Annotated in this window: 25 protein-coding genes and 2 tRNA genes; 15 read left to right on the top strand and 12 right to left on the bottom strand. The window is 34.5% G+C overall.

Going from position 1 to position 20,282, the window contains the following annotated elements:
- Positions 1 to 8 precede the first annotated feature (8 nt).
- Together SACI_RS04360 and SACI_RS04355 are read right to left on the bottom strand one after the other, a co-directional pair.
- Complete coding sequence (locus SACI_RS04360; protein WP_011277777.1) at positions 9 to 620, bottom strand: hypothetical protein; 612 nt, start codon at positions 618 to 620, stop codon at positions 9 to 11.
- Positions 621 to 645: 25 nt separating this feature from the next.
- A complete protein-coding gene (locus tag SACI_RS04355; protein WP_011277776.1) occupies positions 646 to 1,650 on the bottom strand; it encodes an acryloyl-coenzyme A reductase in 1,005 nt (334 codons plus the stop codon).
- A gap of 349 nt (positions 1,651 to 1,999) precedes the next feature.
- Between SACI_RS04355 and SACI_RS04350 the strand changes: the two genes are divergently transcribed.
- Genes SACI_RS04350 through SACI_RS04330 form a run of 5 tightly spaced genes read left to right on the top strand, consistent with a single transcriptional unit; the run spans position 2,000 to position 6,599 of the window.
- Positions 2,000 to 3,187, top strand: coding sequence for an amidase (locus SACI_RS04350; RefSeq protein WP_011277775.1), 1,188 nt, complete (start codon positions 2,000 to 2,002; stop codon positions 3,185 to 3,187).
- Positions 3,188 to 3,209: 22 nt separating this feature from the next.
- Positions 3,210 to 3,821 (top strand): archaeal proteasome endopeptidase complex subunit beta, encoded by a 612-nt coding sequence (psmB, locus tag SACI_RS04345; protein ID WP_011277774.1) that lies wholly within the window; start codon positions 3,210 to 3,212, stop codon positions 3,819 to 3,821.
- 30 nt (positions 3,822 to 3,851) lie between these two features.
- Positions 3,852 to 4,304, top strand: coding sequence for a YbhB/YbcL family Raf kinase inhibitor-like protein (locus SACI_RS04340; RefSeq protein WP_011277773.1), 453 nt, complete (start codon positions 3,852 to 3,854; stop codon positions 4,302 to 4,304).
- A 3-nt stretch (positions 4,305 to 4,307) separates the two neighbouring features.
- Positions 4,308 to 5,285, top strand: a complete 978-nt coding sequence (locus SACI_RS04335) for a replication factor C small subunit (protein WP_011277772.1) — start codon at positions 4,308 to 4,310, stop codon at positions 5,283 to 5,285.
- Positions 5,286 to 6,599 (top strand): replication factor C large subunit, encoded by a 1,314-nt coding sequence (locus SACI_RS04330; RefSeq protein ID WP_011277771.1) that lies wholly within the window; start codon positions 5,286 to 5,288, stop codon positions 6,597 to 6,599. It abuts the gene before it with no gap.
- On the opposite strand, the gene moaC is transcribed toward SACI_RS04330, so the two are convergent.
- From moaC to SACI_RS04310, 4 genes are read right to left on the bottom strand one after another with little or no spacing between them, the layout of a single operon-like run.
- Positions 6,583 to 7,029, bottom strand: coding sequence for a cyclic pyranopterin monophosphate synthase MoaC (moaC, locus tag SACI_RS04325; protein ID WP_011277770.1), 447 nt, complete (start codon positions 7,027 to 7,029; stop codon positions 6,583 to 6,585). The genes SACI_RS04330 and moaC overlap by 17 nt on opposite strands.
- The gene (locus tag SACI_RS04320) at positions 7,026 to 7,238 is read right to left on the bottom strand and encodes a hypothetical protein (protein WP_147127844.1); all 213 of its coding nucleotides are present in this window, start codon (positions 7,236 to 7,238) and stop codon (positions 7,026 to 7,028) included. The genes moaC and SACI_RS04320 overlap by 4 nt, the downstream gene beginning before the upstream one ends.
- A 26-nt stretch (positions 7,239 to 7,264) precedes the next feature.
- Complete coding sequence (locus SACI_RS04315) at positions 7,265 to 8,521, bottom strand: ORC1-type DNA replication protein (protein WP_015385517.1); 1,257 nt, start codon at positions 8,519 to 8,521, stop codon at positions 7,265 to 7,267.
- A gap of 24 nt (positions 8,522 to 8,545) precedes the next feature.
- Positions 8,546 to 9,055 (bottom strand): THUMP domain-containing protein, encoded by a 510-nt coding sequence (locus SACI_RS04310; RefSeq protein ID WP_011277767.1) that lies wholly within the window; start codon positions 9,053 to 9,055, stop codon positions 8,546 to 8,548.
- A gap of 48 nt (positions 9,056 to 9,103) precedes the next feature.
- On the opposite strand from SACI_RS04310, the gene SACI_RS04305 reads away from it, so the two are divergent.
- Both SACI_RS04305 and mcm read left to right on the top strand, forming a co-directional pair.
- Positions 9,104 to 9,655 carry a hypothetical protein gene (locus SACI_RS04305; protein ID WP_011277766.1) on the top strand — a complete coding sequence of 184 codons (552 nt, stop codon included), beginning with the start codon at positions 9,104 to 9,106 and terminating at the stop codon, positions 9,653 to 9,655.
- Entirely contained in the window at positions 9,633 to 11,699 is a 2,067-nt protein-coding gene (gene mcm / locus SACI_RS04300) for a minichromosome maintenance protein MCM (RefSeq protein WP_011277765.1), read from the top strand. The genes SACI_RS04305 and mcm overlap by 23 nt, the downstream gene beginning before the upstream one ends.
- Positions 11,700 to 11,720: 21 nt before the next feature.
- On the opposite strand, the gene SACI_RS04295 is transcribed toward mcm, so the two are convergent.
- The 4 genes from SACI_RS04295 to SACI_RS04280 are packed head-to-tail and all read right to left on the bottom strand — an operon-like array spanning position 11,721 to position 13,316.
- Positions 11,721 to 11,942 carry a hypothetical protein gene (locus tag SACI_RS04295; protein ID WP_011277764.1) on the bottom strand — a complete coding sequence of 74 codons (222 nt, stop codon included), beginning with the start codon at positions 11,940 to 11,942 and terminating at the stop codon, positions 11,721 to 11,723.
- 5 nt (positions 11,943 to 11,947) lie between these two features.
- Positions 11,948 to 12,301, bottom strand: coding sequence for a hypothetical protein (locus SACI_RS04290; protein WP_230937967.1), 354 nt, complete (start codon positions 12,299 to 12,301; stop codon positions 11,948 to 11,950).
- 8 nt (positions 12,302 to 12,309) lie between these two features.
- Positions 12,310 to 12,807 (bottom strand): CDP-2,3-bis-(O-geranylgeranyl)-sn-glycerol synthase, encoded by a 498-nt coding sequence (locus SACI_RS04285; RefSeq protein ID WP_015385516.1) that lies wholly within the window; start codon positions 12,805 to 12,807, stop codon positions 12,310 to 12,312.
- Positions 12,798 to 13,316 carry an AAA family ATPase gene (locus SACI_RS04280; RefSeq protein WP_011277761.1) on the bottom strand — a complete coding sequence of 173 codons (519 nt, stop codon included), beginning with the start codon at positions 13,314 to 13,316 and terminating at the stop codon, positions 12,798 to 12,800. The genes SACI_RS04285 and SACI_RS04280 overlap by 10 nt, the downstream gene beginning before the upstream one ends.
- Before the next feature lie 40 nt (positions 13,317 to 13,356).
- Between SACI_RS04280 and SACI_RS04275 the strand changes: the two genes are divergently transcribed.
- The 3 genes from SACI_RS04275 to tmk are packed head-to-tail and all read left to right on the top strand — an operon-like array spanning position 13,357 to position 15,556.
- Entirely contained in the window at positions 13,357 to 13,893 is a 537-nt protein-coding gene (locus SACI_RS04275) for a hypothetical protein (protein WP_011277760.1), read from the top strand.
- The gene (locus tag SACI_RS04270; RefSeq protein ID WP_011277759.1) at positions 13,890 to 14,981 is read left to right on the top strand and encodes a Clp1/GlmU family protein; all 1,092 of its coding nucleotides are present in this window, start codon (positions 13,890 to 13,892) and stop codon (positions 14,979 to 14,981) included. The genes SACI_RS04275 and SACI_RS04270 overlap by 4 nt, the downstream gene beginning before the upstream one ends.
- A complete protein-coding gene (gene tmk, locus SACI_RS04265; RefSeq protein ID WP_011277758.1) occupies positions 14,972 to 15,556 on the top strand; it encodes a dTMP kinase in 585 nt (194 codons plus the stop codon). Before SACI_RS04270 ends, tmk begins: the two co-directional genes overlap by 10 nt.
- Here tmk and SACI_RS04260 read toward each other — a convergent pair.
- Positions 15,525 to 15,884, bottom strand: a complete 360-nt coding sequence (locus SACI_RS04260; protein WP_011277757.1) for an Sjogren's syndrome/scleroderma autoantigen 1 family protein — start codon at positions 15,882 to 15,884, stop codon at positions 15,525 to 15,527. The two genes, tmk and SACI_RS04260, sit on opposite strands and share 32 nt — an antisense overlap.
- 57 nt (positions 15,885 to 15,941) lie before the next feature.
- Here SACI_RS04260 and SACI_RS04255 point away from each other — a divergent pair, with 57 nt between their 5' ends.
- The 3 genes from SACI_RS04255 to SACI_RS04245 all read left to right on the top strand — a co-directional run bounded on the left by SACI_RS04255 (position 15,942) and on the right by SACI_RS04245 (position 16,561).
- On the top strand, positions 15,942 to 16,211 hold the full coding sequence (locus SACI_RS04255) for a UPF0147 family protein (protein WP_011277756.1): 270 nt from the start codon (positions 15,942 to 15,944) through the stop codon (positions 16,209 to 16,211).
- Between the two features lie 32 nt (positions 16,212 to 16,243).
- Positions 16,244 to 16,346, top strand: a tRNA-Leu gene (locus tag SACI_RS04250).
- A gap of 123 nt (positions 16,347 to 16,469) precedes the next feature.
- Positions 16,470 to 16,561: transfer RNA gene (locus tag SACI_RS04245), tRNA-Tyr, on the top strand.
- A gap of 217 nt (positions 16,562 to 16,778) precedes the next feature.
- Here SACI_RS04245 and SACI_RS04240 read toward each other — a convergent pair.
- Positions 16,779 to 18,002, bottom strand: coding sequence for an amidohydrolase (locus SACI_RS04240; RefSeq protein WP_011277755.1), 1,224 nt, complete (start codon positions 18,000 to 18,002; stop codon positions 16,779 to 16,781).
- 302 nt (positions 18,003 to 18,304) lie between these two features.
- On the opposite strand from SACI_RS04240, the gene SACI_RS04235 reads away from it, so the two are divergent.
- A complete protein-coding gene (locus SACI_RS04235) occupies positions 18,305 to 18,691 on the top strand; it encodes a universal stress protein (RefSeq protein WP_011277754.1) in 387 nt (128 codons plus the stop codon).
- Positions 18,692 to 18,791: 100 nt separating this feature from the next.
- The gene (locus SACI_RS04230) at positions 18,792 to 20,273 is read left to right on the top strand and encodes an MFS transporter (protein WP_011277753.1); all 1,482 of its coding nucleotides are present in this window, start codon (positions 18,792 to 18,794) and stop codon (positions 20,271 to 20,273) included.
- Positions 20,274 to 20,282: the final 9 nt, after the last annotated feature.

The following is a 20,282-nucleotide window of genomic DNA, read 5'->3' as shown; positions in this document are numbered from 1 at the left end:
TACCACCTTTAAGGTATAATGAATACAAAGGAATCAGTTAATTCCCCCTTGTCTAACGTAACTATGGATATTAGCCCGAAGCTATCCGGATATCTGACAGTTTCTATGTTTATGAGACTTTTTCTTATTTTATCTATGATTTGATAACTCTTAGGATTCATTGATGATCTTATATTGATAAATAGAAGTCCAGAATCACTTCCAACTTCTTTAGCCAATTTCTCCTCCCTAGACAGGTCAACGACAGCATCAGCTATTATCCCTAGATATTTTACTGTTCTGAAAGGAATTATATTACGTAACTTAACACTATATATCGTATGGAGTGCAGTGTATGTTATGGCTTCACTAATTGATATAGAAATATCTCCAGACAAATATTTAGCTCCTTTTAGCATTTGCATGTAATGATAAATATTTTCCAGCAACCCCTCTACCATTTTGCTTTGTAAGAAAGAAGAAAGTGGAATTATCTTTTCATCTAAATTCACTTTTGATGCTTGTGAGTGTAATATGCTTTCATAAATATATCCAGCAATTTCATTAAATTGATCAATCTCGTCTTCTGAATGAGGTAGTAAATCAGAGGGTATCTTTAATACATTAAACTTAATCTCCACATAGAAAAATATTAACTTCCAGAATTTATGGTTTCAGCAGAACTTTACCTATCTTATTACGATCTTTAATCATCCTATAGCCTTCATCAATATTGTCTAAGTTTACATGACCTGCTACAACTGCACTTATGTTTCCTCCTTCAGTGAGTTTAAGGGTCTGTTCAGCATCGTATTTAGTAGCTGATGCGTGACCTACTAATAAAATATCCTTTAAAATCAAATAACCTAACCTTAAACTATATATCTGAGAAGGATCTACATTGCCAATTTGAACAAGTTTACCTCCCATTCTCAGCGATCTAAGACTCTCCTCAATAGTAGGCGTCCCAACAGTGTCTATTACTAAACTTATATCTCCGATCTTTCTTGCCTCATCTGAAAACTTACTTCCCACTATAACGTGATCTGCATATTTTCTAATTACTTTAGCTTTATCTTCAGAGGTGGTAACACCTATTGTTCTTGCCCCTAATGCTTTTGCGACCTGTATTGCGTGAATACCAACACCTCCGCTTGCTCCTGTAACTAGAGCGTATTCATTCTTATTGATTCCTCCAGCTCTCCTTATACCCCTATATATCATGCCAGTGACACATGGAACAATCACCGCTGCATCATCACTCACAGATTGTGGAACTTTCACAATACTTGTAACCTTAACTTTAGCTCTTTCAGCAAAAAAGCCATCTAGCTCCTCTGAATAGCCTAGTCTTCTTTTGCAGTAAGCCTCCTCGCCTACTTTACAATATTCACAACTTCCGTCTGGTGCATAAAGTAGGGAAATCACTCGATCTCCTATCTTAAAGCCACTAACGTTATCCCCTACTTCCTCTATTTCTCCTACAACCTCATGTCCTAAAACTACCGGATATTTCATTCTGGGATAGTAACCCTGGAGTTGTAACAGATCTCTGTAGCATAATCCAGCTCTAACTACTCTTATAACAACTTCATCACTGTTTGGTTTAGGATCTTTAACCTCTTGCAATGAGTAATTTTGTTTGGGAGCAGGAACCACTATAGCTTTCATTTTATTCAATATATATTAATACTCATAAATAAAAATTTATCACTTGAAATGAAACATTAGATTAGCTCAAAATACATATAAATAAAATCTATGAAAGATATAGTTATAAAGTTTAAATCAATCAATTATAAATATAATAAGTTGAGTTACAATAAAGTTCTTGAACAGTTCTAAAATTCTACTTAACGATACGGATAGAATATTCTCATAATATATACAATACTACTAGATAATAGTCAGTTTAAAGTATTAACTTTAATATATTTTATGAGCATAACAAATAATAAGATGAGTTTAGAAGAGTTAGTAGCGGAAAAGAAAGTTAAACCACTCTTTTGTGTGAATAAGGATGTCATTAGAAGAATTAAACTCGAGGTACAATATATTCACCAGACTGGTGAATATAAAAAAGAGAGATAAAGGTAGGCTTTCAAATCTGAAATTTTCGATTAAAGACATTATAGACATTAAAGGCGTGCCAACAACTGCAGGATCTAGAATCCTTAATGACTATATACCTGACACCAATGCATATGTAGTGGAAAAGATACTTGAGGAGGGCGGAGAAATTATCGGAAAGACAAATACGCATGAATTTGCAATGGGCGCTACTAATACGTCGTCAATTTTTGGTCCTGCGAAGAATCCCTATGATATTGAAAGGATCTCAGGGGGGTCCAGTGGTGGTGCTGCTGTTTCAGTAGCATTAGGTTTAGTCGACGTAGGTGTAGGTACAGATACCGGTGGTTCTGTAAGAATACCAGCAGCACTATGTGGTGTTATAGGATTTAAACCTAGCATAGGATTGATCCCAACAGATGGAATCATTCCTTTTAGTTGGAGTATAGATACAGTTGGGTTCATAGTTAAGGATATGCAAACTTTAAACAGAGTCCTTGAAGTAACGTTAACTGATAAAACTGTTTTAGTGTCCCAGATTAGGAGAAGACCCAGAGTGGGTCTATTTTTATTTGGTGATGACGAGGTATCTAGGGCTCTGAAACCTGTAGTTGACACACTCAATAATTATTTCGATATTAAAGAAATTCATAACGAAATTCTTGAGAAATATTCAGGTGATATAAGAAGGAAGATAGTTTTGCCTGAAGCCTATAGCTACCATAGGAAGTGGTTTAAAGAGAGGAAAGATGATTACTTTCCAGATGTTAGAAGACTGCTTGAAAATGGATCTAAAATATTGGGATATGAGTACGTTGATGCGTTGAGATCAAGACATGTGTTAATTAGAGAGTACATGAAAATATTTAGTGATGTTGATGTTCTAATATCACCTACTACAAAAGTTGTAGCGCCTAAAATTTCTGAAGTTATTGGTAATGAGCTAACATTTAGGGAAAAATTAGTGTCAAACACCGAGATATTTAATGTAACAGGAGCACCCTCAATTTCTATTCCAGTTGCACAGTTAAACGGACTACCAGTAGGTTTAATGGTGAGCGGAGAGTTATATCAGGATGGGACTGTATTAGATATAGCTAAAAGGATATTAGATATTGTTGGATTTATTAGTAAGTAAAATACATGTATCTTGATTTCTAATGAATCTTCAAAATAAAATTCTGAAGGGAACAACGACCGTAGGGATTAAGGTCAAGGATGGAGTAGTATTAGCCGCTGATAGAAGAGCCAGCGCAGGTTATTATGTTGCTCATAAGTACGTTAGAAAGGTCTTATATGTCACCGATAATATAGGGATTACGACTGCAGGTAGCGTTGCTGATTTACAATTTATATATGAAGCTTTAAAATATATATATCATCGTAATTCTATAACTGGCGAAGGTCCCATAACTGTTAAAGGCATAGCCACATGGCTAGCTAATGTACTTTCTTCATCTAAATACTTCCCGTATCTAGTCCAAATACTAATAGGTGGAGTAGATGATCAGCCACGACTCTACAATTTAGATTATCTGGGGGATATAACTGAAGAGGAGTATACTGCAACAGGCTCAGGATCACCGGAAGCTCTTGGAGTACTTGAGGATAACTACAAGCCAGAAATGTCACTAGATGAGGCTGCAGAATTAGCTAAGAGGGCTATATTCTCCTCTATAAAGAGGGACTCCTTCACAGGCACAGGAGTAATAGTCACTAAAATTACCAAGAATGGGCATGAAGAGAAAGAATATTATATCACTAAGAGATAGGTTTTTTATTGAGCCTTACATCTTTTTCTTGTGAACGTAAGATCTAACTCCTTTAAAAATGAAGACTATATACCGGATAAATATACATGTGATGGTTCTGATATTTCTCCGGAACTTGAATGGGATCAAATTCCAAATGTAAAGTCATATGCAATAATTGTTGAGGACCCCGATGCACCTGGAGGTACTTTTATACACTGGGTTATTTACAATATAAAGCAGAACAAATTAGAGGAAAACGTGAAGAAGATAGAGAAAGCCGGGGTAGGTATTCAAGGTGTAAATGATTTTGGAAGGGTTGGTTATAATGGACCTTGTCCACCTAGAAGTCACCAGGCTCATAGATACTTCTTTTATGTATATGCCTTGAGCTCAGAGTTACCAGTAAAATCTGGTGTTACGGCAGAGGAGCTCAAGAGAATGATGGAAGGATATATGATTGACAAAGGATTCATTATGGGTAAGTATAAAAGAAAGGGTTGAAAAATGGAAGAAGAGATATTATGGGCAGAAAAATATAGACCTAAATCACTAGACGAAATAGTTAATCAGAAGGAAATAGTAGAAAGATTAAAGAAGTTTGTTAAAGAAAAGAATATGCCACATTTGCTTTTTGCAGGTCCCCCTGGTACAGGAAAGACAACTGCAGCATTGGCACTTGTCAGAGATCTTTATGGGAACAATTATAGACAGTACTTTTTGGAACTTAATGCAAGCGATGAAAGAGGTATTGATGTTATACGAAATAAGGTAAAAGAATTTGCCAGAACAGTCGCATCAAATAATGTGCCCTTTAAAGTCATATTACTCGATGAGGCTGATAATATGACAGCTGACGCTCAACAAGCTCTAAGAAGAACAATGGAGTTGTATACTGAGACGACGAGATTCATATTAGCATGCAATTATTTGAGTAAAATCATTGAACCAATACAATCAAGAACTGCATTATTCAGGTTTTATCCTCTAAAGAAGGAAGACGTAGTAAACAGATTAATTCAGATTGCAAAGAACGAAAAGGTTGAGTTTGATCCAAAAGGAATCGAAACAATTTTTGATATAACACAAGGTGATATGAGAAAAGCTATAAATGTAATTCAAGCAGCTTCAGCTTACGGAAAGATCACCGTAGAAACTGTTTATAAAGTTCTGGGTTTAGCCCAACCCAAAGAGATAAGAGAAATGCTACATTTAGCCCTTAGTGGTAAGTTTTTACAAGCCAGAGATAAGTTACGAGAACTACTCATAAATTACGGATTATCTGGAGAGGACATAATCAAACAAGTACATAAAGAACTCACGGGAAATGAGATAAGTATACCAGATGACCTAAAGGTAATATTAGTTGATTATGCAGGAGAGGTAGAATTCAGAATTATGGAAGGAGCAGACGATGAAATACAGTTGTCGGCTTTTTTAGCGAAATTAGCGTTACATGCAGAAAAATATTCTGGAGGGAAGTAATTGCCATTACAATGGTTCCTGAAGTATAGACCAAAAAGTCTACAAGAGGTTGAAAACCAAGATGAAGTCAAAGAAGAACTTAAAAAATGGATAGAAAGTTGGCTTAATGGAGAACCAACAGCTAAAGCTGTCCTATTATATGGACCACCAGGTGTAGGCAAAACAACTCTAGCTGAAGCATTAGCTAGAGACTATAAATTAGAATTATTAGAGATGAATGCTAGTGATTCAAGAAATTTAAGGGATATAAAGGATGTTGCTGAAAGGGCATCTATTTCAGGCTCCTTATTTGGAATTAAGGGAAAAATAATATTACTAGATGAAATAGACGGAATTTATTCAAGGGCTGATGCCGGTGCTATACCTGCAATCTTAGAATTAATAGAAAAAACAAAATATCCAGTAATTCTCACTGCTAATGATCCATGGGATCCGTCTCTAAGAAGCTTAAGAAACGCAGTGAAAATGATAGAGTTAAAAAGATTAGGAAAATATCCGTTGAAGAGATTATTGAAGAGGATATGTGAGAAGGAGAAAATAGTTTGCATTGATGAGGCACTAGACCATATTATAGAGCAAAGCGAAGGTGATGCACGATATTGTATAAATATGCTTCAAGGTATAGCGGAGGGATATGGGAAAGTCACATTAGATAACGTAAAAGAGTTAGTAAGGAGAAAGGATAGGGAATTAGATCCCTTCGAAACCCTTAGAGACGTATTTTGGGCTAAGTATTATTGGCAGGCTAAAAATGCAGTCACAAATAGCCAGGTTGATTATGAGTTATTAATGAGATGGTTTGATGAGAATATCCCATTACAATACACGTCCATGGAAGATGTTTGGAGAGCTTACGAGGCTCTATCTAGAGCTTCTGTTTTCCTGACAAGAGCTAAACAAGTAGGATGGGATTTATTATCATATGTGTTTGATTTAATGGGACCAGGTATTGCATTTGCGTCATTAGAGAAAAAGAAACCAGGTTATAAGGCAAGATGGGTAAAGTATCAATTTCCACAATATATTCAAGCCTTAGCTAGGACTAAAGAAAAACGTGATAGTATCGAGACCCTTCTTAAAAAAATAGGTGAAAAAACTCATACCTCAAAAAGAAAGGTATTAAATGACACTTTACCATTCCTTGCGTCTTATTATACTAGACATGCAGAAGCAGTAGAAAATTATCTCCAACTGACCGAAGGGGAGAAAGAAATTTTAAACGTTTTTACACAGGCTAGTAAGCCAACTAGTGAAGAAAAGGCAGAAAAAAGTAAAAAATATTATCCGAAGAGATCTTCTAGCCGTAAGACTTAATTTTACTAACAACTCTAATTTTACTGATCTCTGTCAATGGGTATTGTCCTTCTTCATCTTTTTCGTACTTCTTTACCATATCCCAAATAGTCAAAAGGGCTATACTAGTAGCAGTAAGAGCTTCCATTTCGACTCCAGTTCTGTAATGAGCTCTAACTGTTGAGACTACTTTTAACCCATCATTTTCAATCTCAATTTCTACGTTAATATATTCTAAAGGAATTGGATGACACATTGGTAATAACTCATGAGTCTTTTTTGCAGCTAAAATTCCAGCAACTTTTGCGGTAGCGATCACATCTCCTTTTTCTATTTCTCTCTTTGTTATTTTTTCTATTGTATCTTTCTTAAGTTTTATAAATCCTTCAGCTATTGCTTCTCTTAGCACTATATCTTTTCCTGAAATATCAATCATTCGAATTTCAGTCATATACTCTCAAGTTCATCAAACAGGTTTTTTAGTATTATTACTTTAGGGTTAGAATAATTGATCCTTATTAGTTTAGTCTTATCTCCCTCATAGATCTCTATTATATTTTTCCTCTCTAGCGTCTCTAAAGCTTTTTCTAGCTTTTTGTAATTAACATGAGATTCTCTAGCCAGTCTGGTTATATTTATTTCTCCTTCTCTCAAGAGAATTCGAAGTACTTTTAAAATAACGGAGTTTATGAGATCCTCGATTGTTCTAACCTCTTTCTAATTTCTGTATTTATTAAGTCTTTAAATTCCATAGAAATAGGTATAGGTAAAGATACTAGCGTTGTTCTTCCTCTCATCCCTCTACCACTTTGCCTTGTGTTTATAAGACCCATTAGCTTCATTCGCCTAACGTATTCAAATATTTGAGTATGTCTCCTAGGCTCTTCACCAAAATTCTTACTTAATTCGACGTATCTTTGTTCTATTTTTCCTATTGGAAAGAAGTCTATTCCTTCTTGATCATGTAATAATACGAGAGCCTTTAGAAATATTAGTTGATGAAGATCAAGTTCTTTAATACTATCAATTAATGCACTTAATTCAGGGTTAATTTTTGAGTTAGCTTTCTTCGCATGTTCTAACGTAACAATTGGTGAATTCTCACTGTCTGCAATTTTTCCCGCAAGTTCAAGAGTTTCTATTGATATTCTTGCATTTCCGCTACCCCCTTTATCAAATCCATGAACTTCAGCTATAAACCTTAATACGTCTTCCGATACAGAATTCTCCTTAAACGCCTTCTCGTTATAGACTCTATCTGCAAGAATATCATATAGTTCTGTCGATTTATAAGGTGGAAAATCTATGATGTTCTTGATTATATGATCTTTAATACTCTTATCTAAACCTGAAAGACTAGTTATTTCCCTAACAATGAAAATATAATGTAGTCTCTTGGTAGTTACATTTAGCTCGTCGTAAACTCTCACTAAGAAATATATATCTTCCAGTGGTGCTGTACTCACAAAATAGTCAAATTCGTCAAGAGTAATAACAAGATGAATATTCCTTTTCTCTAAATAATCATATATTATTCTAAATGTTTCCTGTGAAGATAAACCCCTATTAGGCAATTGTAACCGTAGACCTTGAGAAATCTCTTGCAAAATAAGGTATAAGGTTCGCTGTCTATGGCAATTCACATGAACGTATTCTAACCTCAAATTTCTCTCATGAGCTATTTCTCTGAGTTTTAATCCGAACTTCTTTGTTGTTACAGATTTGCCTGTTCCAGTTCTTCCTATTATTACCAATCTTATGGAAGAACTTCCAGGATTCAATATAAGATCTCTAAAGGAAACTGTCATCTCTTTGATCTGATTCTCTCTATGAGGAAGATTCGAAGGTATATATTCTGGATTTAAAATTTTAGTATTGTTAAATACAGTGTCACCTCCTAATAGATCTTCAATGAGATTCTTTATGTCGTCCAAAACTTTCACCTAATCCTATTTTTAGATGTAATACTATATATTTTGACCCAGAGACTTGACCGAAACTTTCTCTCTACCCTTTTTTAAAAACGAGATGTAAGACTTGTCCCTTACCACATTTACAAAAACTATTAACTCAGGTGATTTGAAATCGACCTTAGCAATTCCCCTAAGACCTATGCCTATGCCTATTTCAATTTCTCTACAATTGACCCTTACTCCCCTCGAGTAACATTGAACATAAAAAGTATTCTTTAACATATTTTTACACAGATCAATAGATTTTCTAATTACCTCAGCCTCAGAAATGCTATCTATCACACCATGTATAGGAAATATTTTAGCAACACATGATGGAGGTCCAGATATTAATAGTCCATAAGCTTCCATTGGATTTAAATTAGAATACAGAATAATCACGTTCTTCACTATCTCGACAGCTGTAGCGTTTATATCCTTTATCAGGATCCTGTTAAGTATTTCCATCAAGCAGATGTTATCTTTGTTCTTTTTAGCAGTTAGGAGAAGTGTTGGTCTTTCCATGAGTAATGTCGTATTTATACTTTTACCTTAAAGCTTATATAAACAGTCATGTCGATATCCCTTAAAATTAAGGCTCTTACAATTTTGAATAAAACGTCCAAGAGGAAGGTTATGGTTCTAGAAGATTGGGGACCATTTGATAACGGGATAGAAGAGTCTATCCTGAATAAAGGTACTGAAGATGAAATAGAGTTGTGGCTGGCTAATATTCTGCGAGAGAGAGGGATAGTTAAAATGATAGACATGGTGACAATAGATGAACTGGGTAGAATATTGTTCCAGGAAAAACAGACTGCAAGTGTTCCTGCATCTTTAGTTAAGCTTCCCAAAGATTTTTACTTTAAAGTCAGAATTCTATTCAACGAGCTTAAAAAGAAGAATGATGTTGCAACATATGAAAATATAAAGAAAGCTTACCAAATGTTAAGTGAAATAATGTCCATTAGAATAAGAAAAATTATACAGTTAGCTTATCTTAACGTAGAAGATGAAAATCTAATGGACAGAATGACTACTGAGGAAATACTAGTATACAAAAACATAAAATATGCTATAGAAAAAGGTCCAGGTGATATTATTGGAAACCCCTTCTCAGCTTGATTATGGTGAATTATTTCTAGAGTTTATATCAACTTTTCATGATGACAAAGGTAGATTAGTATATCAAAATCTTATAAATGAATTAATAGCTTATAGAAAGAAAAGCATTTACATAGACTTCTCTGATTTATACTCATTCAACCAAAAATTTGCTACTAAACTTATAGATTCACCTAAGGAAATCATTCCATTAATCGAAAAGAAACTTTATGATTATGTAACTGAGAGAGATCCGTCATACCAAGACGAAATACGAGAATTACATGTGAGAATATTAAATGTACCTAGAGTTGTAGAACTTAGAAAACTAAGAAGTAACTATGCTGGAAGGCTAATTTCAGTTGAAGGAATATTGGTAAAAGCAACCCCTCCTAAAGAAAGATTAAGAAAAGCCATATTTCAACATATGAACCCTGATTGTATGCATGAGTTTGTATGGCCTCCAGAAGGAGATATGGGAGAGGTCATTGAAGCACCATCTGTATGTCCTGCATGTAACAAACCTGGACAATTCAAATTCATAGAGGACAAGTCAGAGTTTATCGATTGGCAAAAAGCTGTAATACAAGAAAGACCTGAGGAAATTCCTCCAGGTCAGCTTCCTCGTCAAGTGGAGATTGTATTTGAAGACGATTTAGTTGATATCTCGAGACCTGGCGATAGAGTTAAGGTAGTCGGAATTTTGGAGATAAAGAAAGATACGTACATAAGAAGAGGTAGTAAAGCAATATTTGATATTTATTTAAAGGTTAATAGTATTGAAATATCCCAGAAGGTACTTGATGAGGTAAATATATCGGAAGAGGACGAGAAAAAAATCAGGGAACTTTCAAAAGATTCTTTTATTAGAGAAAAAATAATTTCCTCAATAGCACCATCAATTTATGGACACTGGGAAATTAAAGAAGCCATAGCATTATCCTTGTTCGGAGGCTCTCCTAAGCTACTACCTGATGGAACACGAGTTAGAGGAGATATTCACATCCTCATAATAGGCGATCCCGGAACAGCAAAATCACAAATGTTACAATTTGCAGCCAGAGTTGCACCAAGAGCAGTCTATACGACAGGAAAAGGTTCTACTGCAGCAGGACTTACTGCAACTGTAACCAGAGATAAAAATAGTGGTGATTATTACCTGGAAGCAGGAGCATTAGTATTAGCCGATGGTGGAATTGCAGTAATAGATGAGATTGATAAGATGAGAGAGGAGGATAGAGTTGCAATTCATGAGGCAATGGAACAGCAGACTGTATCTATTGCAAAAGCTGGAATAGTAGCAAAACTAAACGCTAGAGCTACTGTCATAGCTGCGGGAAATCCCAAGCTAGGCAGATACATCGCAGAGAGGACACTTATTGAGAACATAAATCTACCACCTACGATATTATCGCGTTTTGATTTGATATTCATATTAGTAGATAAACCAGGAAAAGAAGATGAGTTACTTGCTTCACACATTTTGAATGTTCATGCGTCTAAAAACATTGTCCAGCAAAATACTATAGATACTGAATTACTTAAGAAATATATTGCTTACTCAAGAAAAAATGTAAGTCCAAAACTTGGTGATGAAGCCAAAAAATTGCTTCTAGATTTCTTCGTAGAAATGAGGAAAAAGAGTTCAGAGAGTCCAGACTCACCAATAATTATTACACCAAGACAGCTTGAGGCATTAATAAGAATATCAGAGGCATATGCAAGAATGGCTCTAAAAGAGGAAGTTTCAAGAGAAGATGCGGAAAGAGCAATAAATATAATGAGAATATTTCTAGAAAGAGTAGGAATAGATGTGGAATCAGGCAAAATAGATATTGATACAATAATGACAGGTAAACCGAAGAGTGCCAGAGAAAAAATGTCAAAGATATTGGAGATAATAGATACCATATCCTCTTCTGAGGGATGTGTAAAAATCAAGGATCTTGCAAAGGAGGCTGAAAACGCTGGTATAGAAAAATCCTCTTTTGATAAACTTATAAGCGATATGAGAAAACAAGGTCTTATATACGAATCTAGACCCGATTGCTATAGAAAAGTATAGAAATTATATTGGCAGATTTTCTTATTGTACCTGCTTACTATATATAGATACAGGAGTCCACATGACATATGAGGGAATTTGTTTTACTAGCTCATAAGCTTCTTCCCAGCTTGTTAAACCTAGTCTTCTTGCGAGTTGCTCCAATGTCATTTGAGTTCTCACGTATTCATTTAATACCCTTATTGCATTTTCATCAACAATTACTTCTCTACCTGTGGATAATTTTACCCTAATAGGTTCCATACTTATTACCCCGACATATTAAATATAAATTTAATCGCCGCTGAACCGTAAGCTAACCAAACATAAATGACAATTATAACCAGCATTAAGATAAGAATCGGAGTGCCTATATCATAATTTTTATTCTCGACAAAGTAAACGCCTAATATTAAGCCTAATATTATGAGAGCTGCAAGGACAGCTATACCACCAGCTTGAGCTGTCCCCCCATTAGAATAGGTTATTGGTGATATATAATATGGAAACGCTATAGCGCCTAATATAGTTATACCCATTACCAAAACTAATATTATAATAACGTACACGTTATTGACGACGCTATAAGTTTTTCTTACTTCATCGCCTTTCTTTTTTGGCATATAGTATATTACCATGGAACACTTTTTATTTTTAATCGATACGCCACATAGTTGGTAAACATATGAAGAGCTATAACTAGTACACAAACAAATACGACCTGATAGATATTTAGATTAACATTGAAACTAATAAGAACTACAGTTGCACCTAAAATAAAGTCTAACTGATCTAATATAGGAGCTCTGGCACCTCTCTCTAATCCTATTCTTCTCTTTATAAAAGCACCTAACATATCCCCCAGCATAGCTCCTAAACTTTCTACAAAACCGATAATTATCCATTCTATTCCTAAAAACCTTGAAATTATAGCTCCAACTGTGGTACCAAATGTTAGAGATAATAATAATCCTTCAAATGTTTTTCCATCTCCCAATACTCTCCTTCCATCGTTCAGCTTTCTCTTAAAGTCTATAGGTGTGCCGCTCTTTATAAAAGGTGCACTTCCGTTAGCCACCAACGCTGGAATGTAATATATCAATCCAAGTAATAACCCAATCACAAACATCCTATCACGCCATTATCATTTATCTTGAACTTGCAATATCTCGAGTACCCTATTATTATTCCTTTGCTTAATCTCATTATATCGTCCGAAAAATTTCTCATAAATTTTTCGCCACTAACTCTATTATTTCCTGACATTTGCCACAACATAACCACTTTTACTCCCGCATCTGCAATAGATTTTAGAAGGATTAAGGGAAGTTCAATATCCTTTTTATTTCTATATAATTTGTAGAATTTATTTACTGTATCTACAACTATCAGTTTCACATGTAAATCAGTTGTTTTTGATAATGCATATAACAATTCAAAAACATTGGAAGATTCTATGAAGAGTATATCTTTCTTCAACCTTAATTTCTCAACCCTACTAGAGTAGGATTTACCTTCAGTAGATATAAATAAACTGGGTTGTATCTCTTGACATAATTCCAACCCGATATTTGTTTTTCCAGTACCTGAAGCTCCATAAATTGAAATGATGTTCCCTTTCTCGAAAATAAACTCCATTAATCTCAATCTTTATATCCTCAAAAAGAAATTTGAATATGTGGTAAAAAAAGTAGCAATTGATGTCAACGATCTTAAATTGTACCACAAGCTAATTTTACGCCTTAGGCAAAGAAACATAAACTTAGAGGAAAATCCACAGAATGCTGAAATTATTATAACAGAAGATTTAGTTAAAAAACTAGGAATAGATAAAACGATAGGATATTTAGTCTGTAAACTTAGAGGAAAAGAGTACTTTAATGAACTTCTGATTGGCATAGACGCAAATGTTCCAAATAAACTTTCAGTTGCTGTCCTTGGTGATGGTGAACTAGTAGAATCAAATACAATCGACTTAAAAAATATAAAAAATTATTTAAACGAAATAATCAAGATTTATCCCCATAAAACCTTCAAGATAGGAATAGGAAACGGGAATCTCATAGGTAAAAAATTGTATGAGTCTTTAAGGGGAGAGTACACTAATCTGAAATTAGTTGACGAGAACAGAAGTAGTCTAAAAAATCCTTTCATTATCGTGAAAGACAGAGATATACGAGCTGCATATATTATTGCACTTAGGGCAGCAATATGATTAAGTTAGATAGAGATACCGATCTTGTCATAAAAGGTCCATGTGTAATTAGAATAAATAGCGGCAAGATATCTGTAAATGGAATAGTGCTGATAGAAGGACAGTTGGATATACATGAGAATGATACATTCACCCTTACTTCCATGGATGTAAGTTCTCTAGACAGTAATTGTGAAATATTATCAAAATATCCCACCTTAGGCTGGCATAAAATTATCAATGACTTGGACGGAAGGATAATTATTTTGGGTAAGCAGAACTCAGGGAAGACCTATCTCTCTAATATGTTACTTAACATGCATGGAGGCAAAATAATAGATGCAGATGTAGGTCAATCTTCATTATTTTTACCAACATTTGTGTCTATTTCGTCTAGACAAGTTGAGAAAAAATTGAAACTATCGGAAAGAGCATATGAAAGTATAGAATTTTTTGGTGACATAACTCCATTAACTAATCCTAGGCTTCACATATCACTGATAGATAAGTTATATAACATGAATAAAGACGAAAAGAACCTGGTTATTGATGCTGACGGATGGATAAATGGATTTTCAGCTCTTAAACACAAACTTGAACTGATCTATAGATTGGATCCTGATTACATTTTAGTATTCAATGAAAAAATACTAAGTGATTTACCTATAGAAATAAGGAGAAAAGTAAAAATAATAAAACCATTTCCACTGGATGTAAACAGAAACATAAAAACACGAAAAATGTATAGAAAAAATAAATATAGGAGTTATTTCTCGAAATCCCTTCTAGTGGATGTGGACATAAGAGAAATTTTAGGTTCACCATTATCCAAGAATTTATTGTTTGCTTGGGGAGAGGAAGTTCAATTAATAGATGAACAACCATGCCAAGGTTACTACATCGAGAGAGAGGAGATCATAGGATTAATTGTCGGTCTCTTACATAAGGGAAAAATTGCAGGTGCAGGCTTAATAAAACAGGTCGATGAAGTTAATCAAAAAGTCACCATTCAATCGCCTATTACCGCATTTGATGGTGTAATTTTGGGAAGTATAGCATTAAATAATGACTATGATGAAAGAAGAGTGAAGATAAAGAGATGTTTATAATATCATTTGAAGGAATAGATGGATCAGGAAAGACAACTATATCTAAAATAATCTATGAAAAACTCTTGATAGAAATTGGAAGTAATAAAAAAATCATATTAACTTCAGAGCCTTTCAGTCAGGAAATTATTAAGTTAATTGAGGAAATAGGATGGAAAGATCCTATATCATTAGCATTGTTGTTTACAGCAGACAGAGCATATCACCTAAATCTACTGTTTAAACAAAATCCTGAAATCATTATCATGGACAGATATATTGATTCTACAATAGCATATCAGAGTTCTCTGGGAATTGATGAAAATTGGATAAGGAATCTAAACAAGTATTTCCCAGAGCCTGACTTAACCATACTACTTGATCTAAAGCCTGAAACTGCTATTGCAAGAATAAAAAATAAGGTGGACAAATTCAATTTTGATGAGAAAATTTCTACATTATCAAAGGTTAGAGAGAAATATCTGGAACTAGCTAAAAGAAATAATAAAATAAGAATAGTGAACGCTGAGAAATCCATTGACGAGATTGTAGAGGAAACGTGGTCTATTGTTTATTCTTTTCTAAACCATTTCTAATTCTCATGATTCTCTCTATAGCTTCGAGGTACCTAATTATTTGAGTTATTGACTCGGTATCCATAGGATCTTGCTTTATTTTCTCCGCGACTTTCTCTACATTATTAACCAGTATACTCTCCAAGCTATCCATAAGAAAGTTAGTCTGAATCCTTTTCTGCTCAGCCTCATCCTTAACTATATATACCTTACCATGAGTAGGGCAAATAACTTCTCCACTTTTTAGCCTAAACAATGGCATATTACAAACCGGGCAAGGTATATCTAACATTGTAGCACCTTGCCTAAGCAATTCCGCAGCTTTCTTCACTGAGTCTGTGGTACTCATGAAATCCCACAATAAACTAAAAAAGTGCTATAGTAAAATATCTTTGGGTGATTTACAATGTCTGCTCTTTATGACAATGAGGCAAAAATTAGACAGGCTGTGGGGATGCTACAAAAAATAGTGAATGATACTAGTGTTCCTAGAAATATTAGAAGAGCAGCAACAGACGCTATTAGAAATCTTCAGGATCAAACTTTGAGTCCAGCAGTAAGAGCAGCAAATGCCATTGGGATTTTAGAGGAAATAAGTCAAGACCCGAATATGCCCATGCATACCAGAATAGCCATATGGAATGTTGTCTCAATGCTAGAGACAGTTAAAGATTAAAGTTTTTTACCATAAAAGTAGATTTGTGTCTTGCGGGGGTGCCCGAGCAAGGTCAAAGGGGTCGGGCTTAGGACCCCAAACGGGTAAGATCCCCGATGGTGTAGGCCTGCGTGGGTTCAAATCCCACCCCCCGCATTCTTGATCATAGTTTGCAGATTTTGATGTAATATAATTTGATAAATGATTGGCATAATTATGCTCAAGTTACCTAAGGAATAAACTTTATATTGCAACTACTTTACAGTATATAATGGAAGACCCGCCGTAGCTCAGCCCGGTTCTAGAGCGCCCGGCTGTAGGTTAGGAGGGCAGTTACCGGGTGGTCCGGGGTTCAAGTCCCCGCGGCGGGATTCCTATTACATGTGCCCGTACTTCTTTAAGATAGTTTAAAGATGATATCGTAGAGAATTCTCAAAATATACTAGATAAGATAAAATGGTCTACTTTATGACTAGAATTTAACAATTTCAAAACCTAAAAACTTGTACTTACCAATGTATATATCCAAATCAACCTAGTGTTAGCGAAAAGCTACGACTAAACTTTTCTACACCTTTAGTATAGTTCTTAGATTAAAATATTGTCAATGAGTGATAGAAGTTCCTTCTTCCTGGCAGAAAATTTTCCCCTCTCATATGCTATTTTACCATCAATTATAACCTTACTAACGTTTTCTCCCACTGCATTATAAACTATATTTGAGACTATACGATCTTTCTTTAGTGGATATAATTGATCACTATCTAAAAGAACTAGATCTGCCATATATCCTTCTTTTATTTTTCCACCCTTTATTCCCATTAATTTGTATCCTTCTTCTGTAGCAGATTTAAGAGCATGAAGAGCTTTTATTCTAGTGTCCCAATAGGAGTGTCTCTGTAGTAATACTGTATTTTTCATTTCCCTAAACATATCCAGTGAATTATTAGTCGACGGTCCGTCAGTACCTATGGTAACATTCTTACCTTTCTCGATCATATCTATAAATGGGAAAAAACCTGCAGTGGCTAGTTTCATATTAGATGTAGGACAGTGTGTAGCCATCTCTACATATTCTAATTCCCAATTTGCGACCCACCCTAAATGAACCAATTGAGAAATTTCGACAATATTTAATTCATGTAGAAACTCTACAGGAAATTTCCCGTATTTTTTCTTAGACTGAAAAATTTCATTCCTAGTTTCAGCCACATGAATATGAATACGCGTTTCCGTCTCTTCAGCCAGTTGTTTTGCTAATTTCAGAGTATCAACGGATGTTGAATATATGCTATGAACATTTACTATAGGTTTAAAGTAGTTAGTTCTACTTAGCTTTCTTTGTCTAGAATCTACCTCATGGGGTTCCATCATGGAATCTAAAAAAGTATAGCCTGCCTCGACTCTAATTCCATACTTTTCGGCTATTTCCTTAACACCTTCTGGATTAAAGTACATATCAACAAACCCTGTGGTACCTTTGGATAGCATCTCAATAACGGATATTTCTGATCCAATATTCATTACCTTCTGGGTCATCTTTCGCTCTTCGTCCCAGATCCTAGATAACCAGTCAGCCAATTCACTATCGTCATAATATCCTCTGAATATCATCATCCCGGAATGAGTATGAGCGTTAATCAAGCCTGGAATAACCACATAATTTGAACAATCAATTTCATCGCCTTCAATTTCATGACCAATAGACTTGATTACATTACCTTGTATAATTACATTCAAATTTTCAACTATATTTTCTGAATCTACTATAAATCTACATCTTACTAATGTATATGTTTTATTACCACTCATTAGGCACCTATAGAATGTTTCAGTAAATTTTAATTATTATGCTTAATCAAGGTAAGTTTATTCTTATGAAACTAGAAGATATCGGAATAAAGTATTAAAATCAAGAATTTTTACTCGTATACTATTTTATTTTAATTTTAAATCCTAAATAATTTCGGTTAACCTATATAGTCTCTATATTTTTATAACTTTTACCCGGTGTAAAACAAACTTACTATCAACCCCGTAGCCTTAGAAAAGGAGAATAGTTTATTTCCATCATTATAAAATCTTAATTAGTCTCCACTTAAGTAAATATTAATATGAAGTTTTTAATAGCGTATGATGGCTCAGAACAGTCAAAAAAGGCTGTTAGATTTCTACTTCGCATACTAAAAAAGGAAGATGAAGTATATGTAATAACAGTTATAAAAGAAGCACCTAGGTCACCGGATCAAAAAATTATTGAAGACGAGAAAAAAGCTGAAGGTCTACATAAAGAAGTATTAGAGTTATTTCCATCAGCTAAATCAGCTATAATTGAAAGTGGAGATGTGGTCAGCACAATAATAGACTATTGTGAGAGAGTTAATTGTGATATGATAGTTACAGGTAGTAGAGGTCTGACAGGAATTAAAAAAGTAGTAATAGGAAGTGTTTCGTCCGCTTTAATAGAAAAGGCTAAGGTACCTATACTCGTTGTAAAGTAATTTAAAAATATATGAGCTATATAGTTATAAATAGTTTATATCCTAAACTATAGTCTAAATACGCTAAATATATTAGTAGACGATCAAATTAGAGCCTGAAATGAGTAATAATCCTTTCAAAGGAATCGACAATACTAAACTAAATTGGAATCATATTAAGATATGGTACACTGCAGGTATGGGATTTTTCACCGATGCTTATGACCTATTAATAATCTCTTATATTCTTGCTGTGATGATAGACGCTTACAAGTACTATGGTTTTAATATGGCTGGATTTACAGAATATCTAATAGGGAATCAAGCTACATTTTGGACCGGACTCTTAGCATCCTCGGCTATATGGACAGCAATAATTGGTCAATTAGTGTTTGGTTATATTGGAGACAGACTGGGAAGGAAAAAGGTATATGGTGTTGAGGCTTCTTTGCTTACAGCTGGTGCTTTGTTAAGTGCTTTATCTCCAAACTTACCTTTATTAATTCTCTTCAGGTCGATAATGGGTCTAGGTATAGGAGGGGATTATCCTATTTCTGCAACAATTATGAGTGAGTATTCAAATGTGAAAGATAGAGGAAAATTAGTTGCTTTAGTCTTTTCAAATCAAGCTTTAGGTTCCATTGCAGCCCTAATAGTTGGAGTTGTCGCTGCTTTAACATTACCTCCAGATATTGCATGGAGAGTTATGGCAGGATTTGGCGCAATACCTGCAGCCACCGTTATTTACCTAAGGAGGAAAGTACCAGAGACACCTAGGTACTCATTAATAGCTAAAGGAGATGTGGAAGAGGCAAAGAAGGCTGCCCAATTTGTTGGAGCTAATCTACAGGTGAAGGATAGTTTAAAGGCTCCTAACTCCTCAACTAAGCTGAACATAATGACTTTCCTAAGGAACTACTCTTTGTTGCTAATTGGAACTGCTGGAACCTGGTTTATTCTTGACATAGCATTTTATGGAACAGGAGTTTATTCATCATCTGTTATTACACCAATATTTGGGTCACCATTTAGTTCAACTATTACTTCTATTACTGAATTTCAAAGTGAATTGGCAAAGCAGTTATTCATTGGAGGCATACCATATTTAGTCGGTTTCCCTGGATATTTCACAGCTGTAGCCCTAATCGATAAGTTAGGGAGAAAATTGATACAAGTACAAGGCTTCATAGTAATGGGAATATTATATGGTATAGTCTCATTAGTATTATTTCAAGCTGGTAAAAGTATATCATTTACGATACCTGCCACTGTAGCATTTATATTATATTCACTAACCTTCTTCTTTATAGACTTTGGTGCTAATACTACAACGTTTGTAATACCATCTGAAGTATATCCTACTAAGTTTAGAAGTACAGGTCACGGAATATCTGCAGCTAGCGGAAAATTAGGAGCTGCAATAACAACTTATCTGTTTCCCAGTTTAGTTGCCTCTATTGGATTTAGGAATATATTCGTACTGTTAACTGCTGTCAGTATAATAGGTGCTATCCTGACTATTGTATTAATACCTGAACCTAAGATGAAGAGCTTAGAAGACGTTGCTAAAGAGGAAATTCAAACAGAAACAGAAAGTGAATAGAAAAATAAT

It is taken from the genome of Sulfolobus acidocaldarius DSM 639 (genome assembly GCF_000012285.1).
GTDB lineage: Archaea > Thermoproteota > Thermoprotei_A > Sulfolobales > Sulfolobaceae > Sulfolobus > Sulfolobus acidocaldarius.
This window is presented reverse-complemented; position numbering and strand designations above follow the sequence as displayed.

What these genes read in the sequence shown, in the direction of transcription:
- SACI_RS04355 (WP_011277776.1), bottom strand. Translation starts at nt 1,650, where the DNA reads ATGAAAGCTATAGTGGTTCCTGCTCCCAAACAAAATTACTCATTGCAA.
- SACI_RS04350 (WP_011277775.1), top strand. Translation starts at nt 2,000, where the DNA reads ATGTCATTAGAAGAATTAAACTCGAGGTACAATATATTCACCAGACTG.
- psmB (WP_011277774.1), top strand. Translation starts at nt 3,210, where the DNA reads ATGAATCTTCAAAATAAAATTCTGAAGGGAACAACGACCGTAGGGATT.
- SACI_RS04335 (WP_011277772.1), top strand. Translation starts at nt 4,308, where the DNA reads ATGGAAGAAGAGATATTATGGGCAGAAAAATATAGACCTAAATCACTA.
- moaC (WP_011277770.1), bottom strand. Translation starts at nt 7,029, where the DNA reads ATGACTGAAATTCGAATGATTGATATTTCAGGAAAAGATATAGTGCTA.
- SACI_RS04310 (WP_011277767.1), bottom strand. Translation starts at nt 9,055, where the DNA reads ATGGAAAGACCAACACTTCTCCTAACTGCTAAAAAGAACAAAGATAAC.
- SACI_RS04305 (WP_011277766.1), top strand. Translation starts at nt 9,104, where the DNA reads ATGTCGATATCCCTTAAAATTAAGGCTCTTACAATTTTGAATAAAACG.
- SACI_RS04295 (WP_011277764.1), bottom strand. Translation starts at nt 11,942, where the DNA reads ATGGAACCTATTAGGGTAAAATTATCCACAGGTAGAGAAGTAATTGTT.
- SACI_RS04290 (WP_230937967.1), bottom strand. Translation starts at nt 12,301, where the DNA reads ATGCCAAAAAAGAAAGGCGATGAAGTAAGAAAAACTTATAGCGTCGTC.
- SACI_RS04285 (WP_015385516.1), bottom strand. Translation starts at nt 12,807, where the DNA reads ATGTTTGTGATTGGGTTATTACTTGGATTGATATATTACATTCCAGCG.
- SACI_RS04280 (WP_011277761.1), bottom strand. Translation starts at nt 13,316, where the DNA reads ATGGAGTTTATTTTCGAGAAAGGGAACATCATTTCAATTTATGGAGCT.
- SACI_RS04270 (WP_011277759.1), top strand. Translation starts at nt 13,890, where the DNA reads ATGATTAAGTTAGATAGAGATACCGATCTTGTCATAAAAGGTCCATGT.
- tmk (WP_011277758.1), top strand. Translation starts at nt 14,972, where the DNA reads ATGTTTATAATATCATTTGAAGGAATAGATGGATCAGGAAAGACAACT.
- SACI_RS04260 (WP_011277757.1), bottom strand. Translation starts at nt 15,884, where the DNA reads ATGAGTACCACAGACTCAGTGAAGAAAGCTGCGGAATTGCTTAGGCAA.
- SACI_RS04255 (WP_011277756.1), top strand. Translation starts at nt 15,942, where the DNA reads ATGTCTGCTCTTTATGACAATGAGGCAAAAATTAGACAGGCTGTGGGG.
- SACI_RS04240 (WP_011277755.1), bottom strand. Translation starts at nt 18,002, where the DNA reads ATGAGTGGTAATAAAACATATACATTAGTAAGATGTAGATTTATAGTA.
- SACI_RS04235 (WP_011277754.1), top strand. Translation starts at nt 18,305, where the DNA reads ATGAAGTTTTTAATAGCGTATGATGGCTCAGAACAGTCAAAAAAGGCT.
- SACI_RS04230 (WP_011277753.1), top strand. Translation starts at nt 18,792, where the DNA reads ATGAGTAATAATCCTTTCAAAGGAATCGACAATACTAAACTAAATTGG.